This is a genomic window from Ruegeria sp. BG9, from assembly GCF_056538305.1.
Genome location: NZ_JBQFSY010000001.1, coordinates 558,559 through 573,032, shown reverse-complemented (window position 1 = coordinate 573,032; position 14,474 = coordinate 558,559). Strand labels below are relative to the sequence as shown.

Annotated in this window: 16 protein-coding genes; 13 read left to right on the top strand and 3 right to left on the bottom strand. The window is 58.7% G+C overall.

Annotated features, from left to right (window positions below):
• Positions 1 to 34: 34 nt before the first annotated feature.
• The 3 genes from der (at position 35) to ACR0I8_RS02895 (ending at position 3,349) form a co-directional block, all read left to right on the top strand.
• On the top strand, positions 35 to 1,498 hold the full coding sequence (gene der, locus ACR0I8_RS02905) for a ribosome biogenesis GTPase Der (protein ID WP_170688891.1): 1,464 nt from the start codon (positions 35 to 37) through the stop codon (positions 1,496 to 1,498).
• 162 nt (positions 1,499 to 1,660) lie between these two features.
• Positions 1,661 to 2,650 carry a fatty acid desaturase gene (locus ACR0I8_RS02900; protein WP_170688890.1) on the top strand — a complete coding sequence of 330 codons (990 nt, stop codon included), beginning with the start codon at positions 1,661 to 1,663 and terminating at the stop codon, positions 2,648 to 2,650.
• A 72-nt stretch (positions 2,651 to 2,722) separates the two neighbouring features.
• Positions 2,723 to 3,349 carry a helix-hairpin-helix domain-containing protein gene (locus tag ACR0I8_RS02895; protein ID WP_170688889.1) on the top strand — a complete coding sequence of 209 codons (627 nt, stop codon included), beginning with the start codon at positions 2,723 to 2,725 and terminating at the stop codon, positions 3,347 to 3,349.
• A gap of 59 nt (positions 3,350 to 3,408) precedes the next feature.
• Here the strand turns inward: ACR0I8_RS02895 and serS are convergent, their stop codons facing one another.
• Together serS and ACR0I8_RS02885 are read right to left on the bottom strand one after the other, a co-directional pair.
• Positions 3,409 to 4,701: a serine--tRNA ligase gene (gene serS / locus ACR0I8_RS02890; RefSeq protein WP_170688888.1), complete on the bottom strand. Its 1,293-nt coding sequence runs from the start codon at positions 4,699 to 4,701 to the stop codon at positions 3,409 to 3,411.
• Positions 4,702 to 4,789: 88 nt separating this feature from the next.
• Complete coding sequence (locus tag ACR0I8_RS02885; protein WP_480702705.1) at positions 4,790 to 6,304, bottom strand: mechanosensitive ion channel family protein; 1,515 nt, start codon at positions 6,302 to 6,304, stop codon at positions 4,790 to 4,792.
• A 345-nt stretch (positions 6,305 to 6,649) separates the two neighbouring features.
• Between ACR0I8_RS02885 and yajC the strand changes: the two genes are divergently transcribed.
• From yajC to ACR0I8_RS02835, 10 genes are all read left to right on the top strand, one after another.
• Complete coding sequence (gene yajC, locus ACR0I8_RS02880; RefSeq protein ID WP_155151194.1) at positions 6,650 to 6,937, top strand: preprotein translocase subunit YajC; 288 nt, start codon at positions 6,650 to 6,652, stop codon at positions 6,935 to 6,937.
• A 33-nt stretch (positions 6,938 to 6,970) separates the two neighbouring features.
• On the top strand, positions 6,971 to 8,632 hold the full coding sequence (secD, locus tag ACR0I8_RS02875; protein ID WP_170688886.1) for a protein translocase subunit SecD: 1,662 nt from the start codon (positions 6,971 to 6,973) through the stop codon (positions 8,630 to 8,632).
• Between the two features lie 2 nt (positions 8,633 to 8,634).
• Positions 8,635 to 9,603, top strand: a complete 969-nt coding sequence (secF, locus tag ACR0I8_RS02870; protein WP_170374075.1) for a protein translocase subunit SecF — start codon at positions 8,635 to 8,637, stop codon at positions 9,601 to 9,603.
• Positions 9,596 to 10,342, top strand: coding sequence for a TSUP family transporter (locus tag ACR0I8_RS02865; RefSeq protein ID WP_170688885.1), 747 nt, complete (start codon positions 9,596 to 9,598; stop codon positions 10,340 to 10,342). The genes secF and ACR0I8_RS02865 overlap by 8 nt, the downstream gene beginning before the upstream one ends.
• Before the next feature lie 9 nt (positions 10,343 to 10,351).
• Complete coding sequence (locus tag ACR0I8_RS02860) at positions 10,352 to 10,705, top strand: Mth938-like domain-containing protein (RefSeq protein ID WP_170688884.1); 354 nt, start codon at positions 10,352 to 10,354, stop codon at positions 10,703 to 10,705.
• 145 nt (positions 10,706 to 10,850) lie between these two features.
• The gene (ccmA, locus tag ACR0I8_RS02855; RefSeq protein ID WP_170688883.1) at positions 10,851 to 11,465 is read left to right on the top strand and encodes a heme ABC exporter ATP-binding protein CcmA; all 615 of its coding nucleotides are present in this window, start codon (positions 10,851 to 10,853) and stop codon (positions 11,463 to 11,465) included.
• Positions 11,462 to 12,118, top strand: coding sequence for a heme exporter protein CcmB (gene ccmB, locus ACR0I8_RS02850; RefSeq protein WP_170639549.1), 657 nt, complete (start codon positions 11,462 to 11,464; stop codon positions 12,116 to 12,118). The genes ccmA and ccmB overlap by 4 nt, the downstream gene beginning before the upstream one ends.
• Before the next feature lie 61 nt (positions 12,119 to 12,179).
• Positions 12,180 to 12,953, top strand: a complete 774-nt coding sequence (locus ACR0I8_RS02845) for a heme ABC transporter permease (RefSeq protein WP_170688882.1) — start codon at positions 12,180 to 12,182, stop codon at positions 12,951 to 12,953.
• Positions 12,950 to 13,108, top strand: coding sequence for a heme exporter protein CcmD (gene ccmD, locus ACR0I8_RS02840; RefSeq protein ID WP_170374069.1), 159 nt, complete (start codon positions 12,950 to 12,952; stop codon positions 13,106 to 13,108). Before ACR0I8_RS02845 ends, ccmD begins: the two co-directional genes overlap by 4 nt.
• Positions 13,101 to 13,640 carry a DsbE family thiol:disulfide interchange protein gene (locus ACR0I8_RS02835; protein WP_170374068.1) on the top strand — a complete coding sequence of 180 codons (540 nt, stop codon included), beginning with the start codon at positions 13,101 to 13,103 and terminating at the stop codon, positions 13,638 to 13,640. The genes ccmD and ACR0I8_RS02835 overlap by 8 nt, the downstream gene beginning before the upstream one ends.
• On the opposite strand, the gene ACR0I8_RS02830 is transcribed toward ACR0I8_RS02835, so the two are convergent.
• A complete protein-coding gene (locus ACR0I8_RS02830) occupies positions 13,637 to 14,338 on the bottom strand; it encodes an SDR family oxidoreductase (RefSeq protein ID WP_170688881.1) in 702 nt (233 codons plus the stop codon). The genes ACR0I8_RS02835 and ACR0I8_RS02830 overlap by 4 nt on opposite strands.
• Positions 14,339 to 14,474: the final 136 nt, after the last annotated feature.

The window sequence follows — 14,474 nt, the reverse complement described above, 5'->3', positions numbered from 1 at the left end:
AAACGGCGCGTCTGAGTCTTGAAAGTTGAGTATCATGTCGCTGACCCTCGCCATCGTGGGCCGCCCGAACGTGGGCAAATCCACACTGTTCAACCGCCTTGTGGGCAAACGTTTGGCCTTGGTCGACGACCAGCCCGGCGTGACGCGCGACCTGCGCGAGGGTGAAGGGCGGCTTGGCGATCTGCGGTTCACCGTGATCGACACCGCGGGTCTTGAGGACGCTACCGACGACAGCCTTCAGGGTCGCATGCGCCGCCTGACTGAGCGCGCGGTGGATATGGCCGATGTCTGCCTGTTCATGATCGACGCGCGTACCGGCCTCACTCCGACCGATGAGATGTTTGCCGAGATTCTGCGCAAACGCTCCAAACACGTAATTTTGGCTGCCAACAAAGCCGAAGGGTCGGCTGCTGATGCTGGTGTTCTGGAGGCCTATAACCTCGGCCTCGGCGAACCTGTCCGCTTGTCGGGCGAGCATGGCGAGGGGATGACCGACCTTTACGCTCAGCTGATGCCACTGGCAGATGCGGCTGAGGAAGAGGCCGAAGACGACGCTCCCGTGGTCGAGATTGAGCTGGATGAGGATGGAGAGGGCGAAACCCCTCTGATCACCGCAGCCAAACCGTTGCAGGTAGCCGTCGTAGGTCGACCGAATGCAGGTAAATCCACCCTGATCAATAAAATCATGGGTGAAGACCGCCTTCTGACCGGCCCCGAGGCCGGGATTACCCGTGACGCGATCAGTCTTCGGGTCGATTGGGCCGATCCGGATGGCGAAAGCACTCCGATGCGGATTTTCGACACTGCCGGCATGCGCAAAAAGGCCAAGGTCCAAGAGAAGCTGGAGAAGCTCTCAGTCTCGGACGGTCTGCGCGCGGTGAAATTCGCCGAAGTGGTTGTCGTCCTACTGGATGCGGCCATTCCGTTCGAGCAACAAGACCTGCGCATCGCCGATCTGGCCGAGCGGGAAGGCCGTGCGGTCGTCGTAGCCGTCAACAAATGGGACGTTGAGGAAAACAAGCAGGAGAAGCTGCGCGAACTCAAAGAGTCCTTCGACCGGCTGCTGCCGCAACTGCGGGGCGCGCCGCTGATCACCGTGTCGGCCAAAACGGGTAGGGGGCTGGAGCGTTTGCGCGCCGCCATTCTGCGTGCGCATGACATCTGGAACCGCCGAGTGCCCACCGCCGCGCTGAACCGCTGGCTAACCGCCATGCTTGAGCAGCACCCGCCGCCAGCCCCGCAAGGCCGCCGCATCAAGCTGCGCTATATGACCCAGGCAAAAACACGGCCGCCGGGCTTTGTCGTGATGTGCTCGCATCCCGACAAGATGCCGGCCAGCTATACCCGCTACCTGGTCAACGGTCTGCGTGAGGATTTTGACATGCCCGGTACGCCGATCCGTCTTACGCTGCGCGGGCAAGGTGACAAGAACCCTTATAAAGGGCGGCGCAAGAAAAACGCCGGTGCCTTAGCCAAACACCTCAAGGGACGCGCGTAACTGCGCCAATTTCCAGCATTTTCAGCGCAAGGGCGTGACAGCGCCCTTTCTGCACGCTAGCATTCAGGAGCGTGCATTTGTTTCCTGTGCGCGGCTCGTCTTGCGGCGGGTCTGAATTCCTTTTGCTTCTCATTTAACCGGGCCATCGTGGGAGAGGGCTTGATGAATCTCAGAGACTACACGCGGCAATACGCGGTTCAGGACAACAGGCTTGCAGCCCTGAGCTATTTCGGAACCTTCGCCGTCTATTTTGCCTCGCTGGCCCTGGCGATCGTGAACGTGGACCATTGGTATGTCATGGTTCCAGCTGGGATTGTTTTTGCGTTTTCCGCTGTGCGACTTTACGTGCTGCAACATGACTGCGGCCATCATTCCCTGTTCGAAACGCGCCAGCAGAATGAATGGGCAGGGCACGGCCTGTCGCCTTTCACCTTTGCCCCTTTTGAGGTGATGAAGCAGAACCACAATCTGCACCATGCGGGGATCGGCAACCTTGAGCATCGGGAGACCGGTGAAATCCACACAATGACCCTGCGGGAATGGAACGAGGCGGACTGGCTCAAACGTCTTGTCTATCGCCTGTACCGCAACCCGTTCATTCTCGTGCCTGTGGGCGCTCTGTTCACCTATTTCATACGCTACCGTTGGCCCAAAAACACTGTACGGTTTGGCGTGAAGGGCGTTGCTCTGCACAACCTCTCGATCGCCGTTTTTCTCGGGCTGCTCTACCTGATCGCCGGGACGACCGGTATTCTGGTCTGGCTAGTGTTTTCCTTGCTGGGTGGGATGCTGGGCGTATTCCTCGTCTACCTGCAGCACAATTTCGAGGACACATATTGGGATCGTCGACCGGATCTGGATCCGCAGATCGCGGCGCTTCAAGGCTCGTCAGCGCTGGATTTCGGTTGGTGGTTCGACAACGCGGTGGCCTGTATCACCTTGCACGATATTCACCATTTCAACGCCCGTATCCCGTCCTATCGGTTGCGTGAGTGTCACTATAACCTGCCGCCCGAATATACCCCGCGTCGGATCAAGTTTCCCGAAGCGGTGGCCGCTTTGAACCTGAAACTATGGGACGAAGACGCCAAGCGGCTGGTGCCTTTTCCAAAAAAAGGGCAGACTGCTGACTTGGCCCATGGATCGTCATAGGCGCAGCTCTGCTTGAAGAACGTATATCCTGTGTATATACAGGGGGCCAGGGAGACAGAGAAAGGACCCAGAATGACCGCATTGACCGAGATAAAAGGCGTTGGCGATACGCTCGCCAAAGGTTTGGCCGATAACGGTTTCAAGACCGCCGAAGCCGTTGCGAAAGCGAAACCGAACGATCTGGTCAAGGTCCCCCGCGTCGGTGCGGCGCGCGCAGCGGTCCTGATTGCCGCTGCAAAAGAGGCGACCGCTGCGAAACCGGCCGCTGCGAAACCAGCCCCGCGTCGCGCAGCCGCCCGGAAACCTGCTGCCCGCAAGCCCGCTACGCGTAAACCGGCGGCCCGACGCCCCGCTGCGCGCAAGACAGTTGTCGCCGCTGCTGCGGAGAAGCGCGCCGCCGAAGCCGCGCGCAAAGCGGCCGAGGAAAAAGCCGCTGCAGAAGCCGCAGAGGCGAAGGCCAAGAAGAAAGCCAAGGCAAAAGCCAAGGCTGAGAAAGCTGCGAAAAAGCGGGCCGAGATGGAGGCTGCGTTCTCCAAGGCCAAGGACAAGGTGAAGGCCAAGTCCAAAAAGGGGAAGAAATCCAAGAAGGACGACAAGTCCAAAAAGGCCGACAAGAAGAAAGACGCTGGCAAAAAGGATGCCAAGAAGTCGGACAAAAAATCTGACAAGAAGAAGGATAAGAAAAAGGCGAAGAAGTAGCTCTTCCTCGCCCTTTCAAGTGTTTTTAACCGGCGCCGCGCAACGCGGATGCCGGTTTTTTATGCCAGTGTACCGTCCAGCTGCAGCGTCAGCTTGCCACCCAGATAGGGGGCAAGGACGTCGGGCAGGCTGACGGTACCGTCTGCGTTCTGACCATTTTCCAGCACGGCGATCAGGCAGCGACCCACCGCAAGGCCAGAGCCGTTCAGCGTGTGGACATATTCTGGCTTGCCGCCACCTTCGGGCCGGAAACGCGCATTCATGCGGCGGGCCTGAAAATCACCGCAGGTTGAGACCGAGCTGATCTCGCGATAGGTGTCCTGACCGGGAAGCCATGCCTCGATGTCAAAGGTACGGCGGGCACCAAAGCCCATGTCTCCGGTACACAAGATCACGGTGCGGTAGGGCACGCCCAGTTTTTCCAGAATGCCCTCGGCGCAGCGCACCATGCGTTTTTGTTCGTCATCCGAGGTCCCGGGATGGGTGATCGAGACCATTTCGACCTTTTCGAACTGGTGCTGACGCAGCATTCCGCGGGTGTCTTTGCCCGCCGAACCGGCCTCGGACCGGAAGCAGAGCGAATGCGCGGTATAACGGCGGGGCAGGTAGCTTTCCTCGATCAGCGTGTCATTGACGATGTTGGTCAGCGAAACCTCGGAGGTCGGGATCAACCACCAGCCTTCGCGGGTCTGATAGCTGTCCTCGCCGAATTTCGGCAGCTGGCCGGTGCCCTGCATCATCTCGGACAGAACCAGAACCGGGCCGTTGACCTCGGTCAGACCGTTTTCGTTGATATGCGTGTCCAGCATGAACTGGGCCAGTGCACGGTGGATACGCGCAACGCCGCCAGACAACAACACAAAGCGCGAGCCAGAGAGTTTCGCAGCGGTTTCGAAATCCATACCGTTTTGAACGGCCTCAATCTCAAAATGCTCTTTTGGGGCAAAGTCCATTTCGCGCGGGGTACCCCAACGGCTCACCTCGACATTGTCGTTCTCGTCGGCGCCCTCTGGCACATCGTCGGCGGGTAGGTTGGCAATACGGATCAGTTGGTCTGTCAGCAGAGCGTCCAGATCCTTGGCCTCGGTCTGCATCCGGGCGATTTCGGCCTTCTTTTCAGCTACTAGCGCGCGCAGGCGTTCAAATTCGGCCTCATCACCGCGGGCTTTGGCTGCGCCGACCTCTTTGCTGGCCTTGTTCTGTTCGGCCTGCGCCGTTTCAGCAGCCAAAATCTTGGCGCGGCGGCTTTCGTCCAGCCGCAGCAGGTCTGACGACACCGGCGCGTCCCCACGGCGCGCAAGAGCGGCGTCGAAAGCGGCTGGATTTTCGCGAATGGCGCGGATGTCGTGCATAGTTCAGATCCTTGAATGCAGTGAATCACTGCGACTGCTTATGCACCATATATCGCGGAGGGTGTAGCGCTGGTTAACCAAACTGCGCCTAACTGTCCGGCTCCTCATCGTGATGAGCCAGATGGCCGTCCCATTCCCCGGGCGGGATCTTTGGTTCGGGCGGATCAGCGATGTATGAGGGGGTCATGATCTGCACGTTATTCTCGTTGAATACGGCCACAATGTTGCGATGCAGGTCTGACCGGATCTTGGGAATGATGCTGCCCCGCGTAGTGTATCCGTTGATCTGATAGTTGATCGCGTAGTCGGCCAGCGCGGTCCACAGGACAAAGGGTTCGGGCTTGGACTTGATCCCCTTGGTGCGATTGGCGGCCTCGATCAGCATTGCCTCGATCTTTTCGGGTGGCTCTTCATAGCCGATGCCAACGGTTGTGTGCAGCAACAGCCCGCTGCCATCTGTTTTCTTCGAAAAATTCACCACGTCCGAATTCATCAACTGCGCGTTGGGGATTGAGATCAGCTCGTTCTTGATGGATTTCAGATGGGTCTCCATCAGCTTGATCTGCACCACGTCGCCGATGTGGTCTCCGATCTGAATCCGGTCCCCGATCGAGGTCGAGCGGCGATAGATCACGAATAGCCCGGCCAGCATGTTCGACACGACCGAGTTCGCGCCCAATGACAGCATCGCACCGACCAGAATGGTCAGGCCTTGAAACGCCGCCGAATCCGAGCCTGGAATGTAGGGCACGGCAAAGACCAGTGCGATCAGGATCACGACAACTCGGGCGATGTTGAAGGTGGGGTTAACCCAATGCTTCTCAAAATCCCCCATATCGAACGATCCGGCTTCGACTGCGTCGAAGAAGACCCGCATGCCCTTGATAATATACATAGTTACCCATGCGATCAGGCCAAGCATGATCATGTTCGGGATATAGCTGAGGATGCCTTGGAAGATCAGAAGGACGGGCTCGGTTAGATAGGTCAGCAGCAATTGCGCGAAATACCGGGTTTCGGCAAAGGCCAGTAGGACAAAAGACAGGTAGTAGTAGAAACCCAGGAAGAAAATCACCAAAAGGACGAAATTAAGCCCGTAGCGCACCAAGGCTGCAATGGCCTCTGCTTGAACGCTCTTGGCCGTGGCGGTTTCCACGTCCTTCAGGTAGCGCTTCACGAATCTCAGTGTCCGCCGCCGGATTCTGCGGTGCAGCCAAAAGATCACAACCACAAAGACAACAAAGCCCAAGGTCCAAGCTGCGGCTTCGATAGCGCCTGAAACCCGCGCCTGTTCAGTTCGGTTCAAACGGTAGGCCTCAATAGCCTGTTTGATTGCATTGCCGTGCAGAACACTGACAACGCTGAGTTCCATCTGGTCCAATTCTGCATCGGCTTCGGTGACGATCGAAACCCGTTCACCATCAACCAGAACCCAGGTGCCGAACTCGGTTTCCTCAAAGCTGATAGTCACCTCGGACGCGTCCGACGCTTCGGCGATTTCTATGATCTTGTCTTGAACTTCTTCGGCACGCTCGCGGGCGGGTAGTGCGCTTGAGCCTCGAACCTGAAACAGAACGTCCCCGTCTATTATAACTGGGGCCATAAAAGTTTCCGATTCTGCAGCTTCTGGCGCAGGCGCATCGGTCGGTGACTCTTGTGCCTGGACAGGTTGGCTAAGCCAAAGGGCTGCCGCCATTGCAGTGAGAAAATAACGTAGCAAATGGAAGGGTTTGAATTGCCGTGCCATGTGTCCCCCTTGTTTGGAACTATACCCGGTTTAAACAGTGTTCCTAGGACATATCTGCAACGTTTTGACGGTTCTTATGGTGGCAGGTGTGCGTTCAGGTGGGTCACGCTGCCGCCATTGCTTGCAAACACGCATATCAGCGCATAGGTTCCCGCCAAATTTGCGGAACGGTGCCGCAGGTCAAAGAAAAAGGAATATCCCATGGAAGGTGGCGCAATCGCCCAGTTTCTCCCGCTGATCCTGATCTTCGCGATCATGTATTTCCTGCTGATCCGTCCGCAGCAAAAGAAGATGAAAGAACACCAGGCCATGGTCGAAGCCGTGCGCCGTGGCGATCAGGTCGTCACACAGGGTGGTCTGATCGGCAAGGTGTCGAAGGTCAAGGAAGGCGACAACGAGATCGAGGTCGAGATCGCCGAGGGCGTTAAGGTTCGTGTGGTCAAATCGACCATCGCTCAGGTTCTGAATAAGACCGAACCTGCGAAGTAACTTCGCCTTACAATTCCTTGAAAAGGCAGGGTTATGCTGCAAATTGATACCTGGAAGCGGGTTCTGATCTGGCTGGTCTGTGTGACCGGCCTGCTCTTGGCTCTGCCGAATGCGTTCTACACGCGGGTCGAACAATCCAACGACGCTAAAGCTGCGATAGAGCTTGGCGCGGATACGCCCGAAAATCAGGCCGAGGCGGCGCAGTGGCCGAACTGGCTGCCGTCCTCCTTGGTCAATCTTGGCCTCGATCTGCGGGGCGGTGCGCATCTGTTGGCCGAGGTCAAGGTCGAGGATGTCTACGAATCCCGCATGGAAGCGATGTGGCCCGAAATCCGCGACGCCCTGCGGGATGAGCGTTCCACCGTTGGCACGATCCGCCGTCAGGACTCGAACCCCGATCAGATTCGCGTCCGCATCAGCCAGCCCGAGGGGATGTCTCGTGCATTGGAAACCGTTCGCGGCCTGGCCCGTCAGGTTCAGACGCTGACAGGTGTCGGTGCGACCGATATCGAAGCCTTTGCCGATGGCGACACAATCGTTGTGCAGCTCTCCGAAGCGGAGAAGCTGGCCTCGGACGATCGCACCGTGCGTCAATCGCTTGAGATCGTGCGCCGCCGGATCGATGAGGTCGGTACGCGTGAACCCACCATTCAACGTCAAGGTGCAGACCGCATCCTGATTCAGGTTCCCGGAATCGGAAGTGCAGGCGAGCTGAAAGAGATCATCGGCACCACGGCGCAACTGACCTTCAACCCCGTTGTTGGTCGTGGCACGGACCCGGATGCCGCTGTAGGTATCGGTGAAGAAGTGGTGCCGTCGATTGACGAAACCGGTGTATACTACACGCTTGAATCCTCTCCGGTTGTGACCGGGGAAGAACTGGTGGATGCCCAGCCTTCGTTCGATCAGAACGGCCGTCCCGCGGTCAGCTTCCGCTTCAACACGTCGGGCGCGCGGAAATTCGGTGACTATACGCTGGAAAACATCGGCGCGCCGTTCGCGATCGTGCTGGATGATGAGGTGATCTCGGCCCCTGTGATCCAAAGCCACATTCCCGGCGGCTCAGGCATTATCACCGGTAATTTCACGGTTGAGGAGAGCACCAACCTTGCCATCTTGCTACGGGCAGGGGCTTTGCCTGCTGAGCTGGAGTTCCTGGAAGAACGCACCATCGGCCCCGAATTGGGTCAGGACAGCATCGACGCCGGTAAAGTCGCCACTATGGTAGCCTTTGCCGCGGTGCTGGTGTTCATGGCGCTCAGCTACGGTTTGTTTGGCCTCTTCGCCAACATTGCCTTGATCATCAACGTTGGCCTCTTGTTCGGCCTGCTGTCGCTGATCGGCGCGACGCTGACCCTGCCGGGCATTGCGGGTATCGTTCTGACCGTCGGTATGGCCGTGGACGCCAACGTGCTGATTTTCGAACGTATCCGAGAGGAACTGAAATCCGCCAAAGGCCCTGCACGTGCGATTGAGTTGGGCTATGAAAAGGCCTTGTCGGCCATCGCGGATGCCAACGTGACCACTTTCATAACGGCGGTGATCCTGTTTGCCATGGGCAGCGGACCTGTGCGTGGGTTCGCCATCACTCTGGGCCTGGGTATCCTGACCTCGGTCTTCACCGCGATCTTCGTGACGCGCCTGATGGTCGTCATGTGGTTCGAACGCCGCCGTCCGAAAACGATCGAGGTTTGATCATGAGACTGAAACTCGTACCCCAAAGCACCTCGTTCGATTTCTTCAGCCGCTGGAAGCTCTGGCTGGGCATCTCGGCCCTGATGATGGTTGTGGCCTTTGCCTCATTCATGTTGCAGGGTTTGAATTTCGGCATCGACTTCCGGGGCGGCACAACGATCCGTACCGAAAGCACCCAGCCGATTGACGTGGGTGTCTATCGCGACGCAATTGCACCTCTCGAACTGGGCGACGTCTCAATCACTGAGATTTTTGACCCGACCTTCGGACCGGAAGACAACGTTGCAATGATCCGCATTCAGGCACAGGCAGATGCAGAAGCTGTCGAAGCCTCGACCATCACAGCTGTTGAGGGCGCGTTGCAGGCCGTGATCCCCGATATCCAATTCGTATCGGTGGAGTCGGTTGGCCCCAAAGTCTCGGGCGAGTTGATCCAGACAGCCGTGATCGCCATCGTTTTGGCCATCGGAGCGGTGCTCGTCTATATCTGGCTGCGGTTCGAATGGCAGTTCGCTCTTGGCGCGGTCGCGGCACTTGTGCATGACGTGATCCTGACCATCGGCATCTTCTCCGAGCTTCAAATCCGCTTCGATCTGGCCATCATCGCGGCGCTTCTGACCATCGTGGGTTACTCACTGAACGACACCGTGGTCGTGTTCGACCGCGTGCGCGAAAATCTGCGGAAGTACAAGAAGAAAGACCTCAAAGAGGTGCTCAATATTTCGATCAACGAAACCCTCAGCCGGACGGTGATGACCTCGGTCACAACCCTGCTGGCGCTGATATCGCTCTATGTGCTGGGCGGCGATGTGATCCGGGGCTTTGTCTTCGCGATGATCTGGGGTGTGATCGTGGGGACCTATTCGTCGGTCTTCGTTGCCTCGACCATCTTGCTGTGGCTGGGCGTCAAGCGTGATTGGTCCAAGCCTTCCAACAACGCGGGCAACCAGTTTGCCAACGTAGATGCCTGAGCTCTTCGGCCAGTCCCCACAGGGTCTGGCCGTAGTTTTATTTGCAGCCTTTCTTGGGGGCGTCGTTCGCGGCTTCTCGGGGTTTGGCACCGCTTTGGTTTTCCTGCCCATCGCGACCCCTTATCTCGGCCCGTTCGGAGCGCTGATCGGCCTGACGATCATGGATATCTTCGGACCCCTGCCAAATCTGCGCCGGGCATGGAGTGCCGTGAACAAGGGCGATCTGACACGCCTCCTGCTCGGCTGCGCACTGGTCCTGCCGCTTGGGCTATGGGTGTTGACGCAGGTCGCGCCTGAGGTTTTCCGCTATGCAGTCAGCGGTCTGGCCCTTGCGATGCTGGCCATTCTGATCCTCGGCCTGCGCTATCACGGTCATGTCAGCCGCGTGATGGTCACGGGCATCGGCGGAGCCGCCGGGTTTCTTGGCGGTGTCGCCGGGCTCCCTGGTCCGGCCGTCATCCTGTTCTACATGTCGCGCCCACTACCGGTGGACGTCATTCGCGCGACGATCCTGCTGTTTCTGTTCGGGTTCGATTTCCTGCTACTCGGCTACCTGACCGGTATGGCGCAGGTCACCCTTGCCGCTGCTGGGCTGGGTCTTCTTCTGGCGCTACCCAACTTGCTGGGCAATTGGCTGGGCGGGTGGCTTTTCCGACCAGACCGAGAACGCTTGTATCGCGCGGCCGCCTATCTGGCGATTGCGCTGGCGGCCTTGTCCGGCCTGCCGCTTTGGGGGTAAACACGGCGCATGCGATTGAATGAGATCAACTACACCAATGCTGAACCCGTCGACGGGTACGGCCCCGGTTTTTTCCGGATCGGAGGGCGCGTGCATCAAGGCGCAGTGCTGACTGGCCCGACGGGAACGCAGGCGTGGGGCGGATACTCAGACGCCGGCCCACTTCGCGAACTGTCCGAGGTGGTCGACGTTCTGTTCATCGGAACCGGAGCAGAGCTGGTCAACATCCCGCCCGAGCTGCGCCAAACTCTCGAATCCGCCGGGATCGGCGTCGAGATCATGAACTCACCCGCCGCCTGCCGTACCTACAACGTCCTGCTATCCGAAGGTCGCCGCATCGCGCTCGCTCTTATCCCCGTCTGACGGGATCCCTTTCATCTGGCCAAAAATATCTCGGGGAGCGCGAGGGGCTGGCCCCTCGCATCCGAACACATCCAAGCGCACTGCCCTAGCTCCCTGCGTCAAATCCAACCTTTTGCCTGCGTCCCCAATCGGATAAGCGAGTCTCATGACTCTAACCGTTTTCGATCTGACCATCACCCGTGGTGGCGTGCCCGTGCTCAAGGGGGTGAGCTTCAAACTCACCCCCGGTCAGGCGCTCATTTTGCGTGGGCCGAACGGAATAGGAAAAACAACGCTGCTCCGCACTCTGGCAGGGCTACAGCCTGCTTTGGCGGGAAAGATCGAAGGTGCCGAGGACCAGATCGCCTACGCCTCGCATTCCGATGGTTTGAAGCCAACCCTGACGGTTGTCGAAAATCTTGCCTTCTGGGCGTCCGTCTTTGGGACCCATGACATCCAGCCAGCACTAGACGCCTTTGCGCTGAATGACCTGTCCGACCGCCATGCGGGCAACTTGTCGGCCGGGCAAAAGCGCAGGCTGGGCCTTGCACGGATGCTGGTCACGGGGCGGCCGATCTGGATGCTGGACGAACCAACCGTCTCACTCGACAAAAACGCCGTTCAGATGTTCGCTGACGCTGTGCGCGGGCATTTGGGGCAGGGTGGCTCGGCCCTGATTGCAACCCATATCGACCTCGGCCTCGACGGAGAGGTTCTGGACGTCGGTCCCTACAAGGCCAAACCGCAACCCATCGATGACTTTGATGGAGGTTTCCTGTGATTGCCCTGTTGCTGCGGGACCTGAAGCTGGCCTTCCGCGCAGGCGGAGGCTTTGGTCTCGGTCTGGCCTTCTTCTTGATCGTCACGGTTCTGGTGCCCTTTGCGGTCGGCCCGCAATCGTCGCTACTCTCGACCATCGCGCCGGGAATTCTATGGTTGGGCGCTTTGCTTGCCTGCCTGTTATCTCTCGACCGTCTTCTGGCCCTGGATTGGGAGGATGGCTCTCTGGACCTTTTGGCGACCGCGCCTCTCCCGCTAGAGGCTGTGGTCTCGATCAAAGCATTGGCGCATTGGATCACGACCGGTTTGCCTTTGGTTCTGGCAGCACCGTTTCTGGGCGTCTTGCTGAACCTTCCCGCGCCAGGGTTCTTCTGGCTGGTGATCTCGCTCCTGCTCGGGACGCCTGCCATGAGCGTCATCGGCACCTTCGGCGCAGCCCTGACTGTCGGTTTGAAGCGCGGTGGCCTGCTGTTGTCGCTTCTGGTTCTACCGCTCTACGTCCCAACCCTGATCTTCGGCGCAGAAGTCGCCCGCCGAGGTGCCGCCGGGATGGAGACCCAAACCCCACTTTTGATGCTGGCGGGGATCACGATGGCCACGATCGCTCTGCTTCCATTCGCCAGCGCAGCGGTCCTGCGCATCAATCTGCGGTGAAGCGCCACAACTTTGAGCAAGGTCAATTGAGAATGAACCCGAGTCAGACTAAATAACGGCCATGTCTATCGCAGCCAAAGCCAACGCCCTCTGGGAATATGCCAACCCGCGCAAGTTTCTTGCCACCAGCGAGCGTGTCTTGCCCTTTTTCTGGATCACCTCCGCGGTTTGCATCGTGGTAGGGCTGGTCTGGGGCTTCTTCTTCACGCCCGATGACTTCCGGCAGGGATCGACGGTTAAGATCATCTACTTGCACGTCCCATCGGCCCTTATGGCGATCAATTGCTGGCTGATGATGCTGGTAACGTCGTTGATCTGGCTGGTCCGCCGCCATCACGTCAGCGCTCTGGCCGCGCGTGCCGCCGCACCTGTGGGCATCGTGATGACCTTGATCGCACTTGCGACTGGTGCGATTTGGGGCCAGCCGATGTGGGGCACATGGTGGGCCTGGGATCCACGCCTGACCTCGTTCCTGATCCTGTTCCTATTTTATCTCGGCTACGTCGCCCTGTGGGAAGCGATCGAGGACCCGGACACCGCCGCAGACCTGACTTCGGTCCTGTGTCTTGTGGGGTCGGTCTTCGCGATTCTCAGCCGTTATGCGGTAAACTTCTGGAACCAGGGGCTGCACCAGGGCGCCTCGGTCATGCGGGCCGGAGCGGTCACGGGAACGGACACCGAAGAGAAGGTTAGCAACGTGTTCTTCTATCCATTGCTGGTCTGCATCATTGGCTTCGTTCTGCTGTTCATCGCATTGGTTCTGTATCGCACCGGCACCGAAATCCGCGCGCGTCGGGTCAAAGCGCTGCTGGCACGGGAAAGGGTGGGCGCATGATGCCTGATCTTGGAAAATACGCGGACGCTGTCTTGTCGTCCTACGCTGCTTCGATCCTGCTGCTCGTGGCGCTGGTCGTCTTTAGCGTGATCCGGGGACGCAAAGTGCGGGCCGAGATGGAGAAAATCGAACAAAGGATGTCGCGCAATGGCTAAGATTTCGCCTTTGATGGTCGCCCCGCCTTTGATTTTTGGTGCTTTTGCCGTTCTGGCCGGGATCGGTATGTTCCGAGACGACCCCAACGCTCTTCCATCTGCCCGCGAAGGGCAACCCGCCCCTCCGGTCGTCCTGACCGAGTTTCCGGGCAAAACGCCTTTCGACGACGCGACCCTGCGGGACGGGCAGGTCAAGCTGGTCAACTACTGGGCCAGCTGGTGTGCCCCCTGTCGCGCAGAGCATCCAAACCTTGAGGCGCTGTCGAACGAAGGCATCCCGGTCTACGGCGTCAACTACAAAGACAAGTTGGACAATGCGCAAAGCTTTCTGACTGAATTGGGCGATCCCTATACCGGCATCGGTCGCGACGAGCAGGGCCGCATGGCTTTGGATTGGGGGCTTTACGGCGTTCCCGAAACCTATGTGATCGACGGGGAAGGCACCGTGGTCCTGCGTTTCGCCGGTCCGATCACCCAACGTGTGATCGAAAGCACGATCCGCCCGGCGCTTGAAAAAGCGGCTGGCGGTTAGAGCCTGTAGCCACCGGTTACAGCCAAGGTCTCACCCGTGATGAACGCGGCGTCGTCTGACGCCAAGAACCTTACGGCCTTCGCGATATCCTCGGGCCTCCCGATCCGCCCTATGGCCGTGTTCTCGACGAACAAAGCGGTCAAGTCTTCGGTGCGTGGGTCTTCGGGGATGTTAATCGCCCCCGGTGCCACAGCATTAACCCGGATACCCTGAGGCCCAAGTTCCTTTGCCATCCCGCGTGTCCACAGGTTGAGGGCCGCCTTGCTTGCCCCATAAATCACCGCGTCTTTCGGTGGCAAAACGGCGTTCATCGAGGAAATGCTGACAATCGCCGAGTCCGGTTTCAAATGAGGTAGAGCAGCCGCCAACAAAGCAGCGGGGACCAGCAGATTTAAATCCAAAATGGAGCGATGGTCTTCCCGGTCAAAATCCTCTTTCGGAGTGGATCTGACCAAACCCGAATTGTTCACGATCACGTCCAGCCGCCCGAAACGTTCGACAACGTCGCGTATAACCCCTTCAGGCTGTCCGTCCTGCGTCAGATCGGACCGTATCGGTTGCAAACTTTCCCCTTCCAACTTCGGATCGGGTTCGGTGGACAGCCATGTGAAAGCAACACGATGATCGCGCCGTAGGTCTTCCACGATGGCGCGCCCGATCCCCCGCGCGCCGCCGGTTACCAAAGCCACTTTCTCCATACCAACCTCCTGCGCACGGTTGATAGTCCACTCAGGACACAATCAACTTCTTCTGTTCAAAAATACCTCGGAGCGCGAGGCAGAGCCTCGCATAAAAAAAGGACGCCGGTCGGCGTCCTTTTCAGTCTGTGGATCA

Coding starts and splice junctions, on each gene's coding strand:
- yajC (WP_155151194.1), top strand. CDS start 6,650: ATGGAAGGTGGCGCAATCGCCCAGTTTCTCCCGCTGATCCTGATCTTC.
- ACR0I8_RS02830 (WP_170688881.1), bottom strand. CDS start 14,338: ATGGAGAAAGTGGCTTTGGTAACCGGCGGCGCGCGGGGGATCGGGCGC.
- ACR0I8_RS02900 (WP_170688890.1), top strand. CDS start 1,661: ATGAATCTCAGAGACTACACGCGGCAATACGCGGTTCAGGACAACAGG.
- ACR0I8_RS02895 (WP_170688889.1), top strand. CDS start 2,723: ATGACCGCATTGACCGAGATAAAAGGCGTTGGCGATACGCTCGCCAAA.
- ACR0I8_RS02845 (WP_170688882.1), top strand. CDS start 12,180: ATGTCTATCGCAGCCAAAGCCAACGCCCTCTGGGAATATGCCAACCCG.
- secD (WP_170688886.1), top strand. CDS start 6,971: ATGCTGCAAATTGATACCTGGAAGCGGGTTCTGATCTGGCTGGTCTGT.
- ACR0I8_RS02865 (WP_170688885.1), top strand. CDS start 9,596: ATGCCTGAGCTCTTCGGCCAGTCCCCACAGGGTCTGGCCGTAGTTTTA.
- secF (WP_170374075.1), top strand. CDS start 8,635: ATGAGACTGAAACTCGTACCCCAAAGCACCTCGTTCGATTTCTTCAGC.
- der (WP_170688891.1), top strand. CDS start 35: ATGTCGCTGACCCTCGCCATCGTGGGCCGCCCGAACGTGGGCAAATCC.
- ACR0I8_RS02835 (WP_170374068.1), top strand. CDS start 13,101: ATGGCTAAGATTTCGCCTTTGATGGTCGCCCCGCCTTTGATTTTTGGT.
- ACR0I8_RS02860 (WP_170688884.1), top strand. CDS start 10,352: ATGCGATTGAATGAGATCAACTACACCAATGCTGAACCCGTCGACGGG.
- ccmD (WP_170374069.1), top strand. CDS start 12,950: ATGATGCCTGATCTTGGAAAATACGCGGACGCTGTCTTGTCGTCCTAC.
- serS (WP_170688888.1), bottom strand. CDS start 4,701: ATGCACGACATCCGCGCCATTCGCGAAAATCCAGCCGCTTTCGACGCC.
- ACR0I8_RS02885 (WP_480702705.1), bottom strand. CDS start 6,304: ATGGCCCCAGTTATAATAGACGGGGACGTTCTGTTTCAGGTTCGAGGC.
- ccmA (WP_170688883.1), top strand. CDS start 10,851: ATGACTCTAACCGTTTTCGATCTGACCATCACCCGTGGTGGCGTGCCC.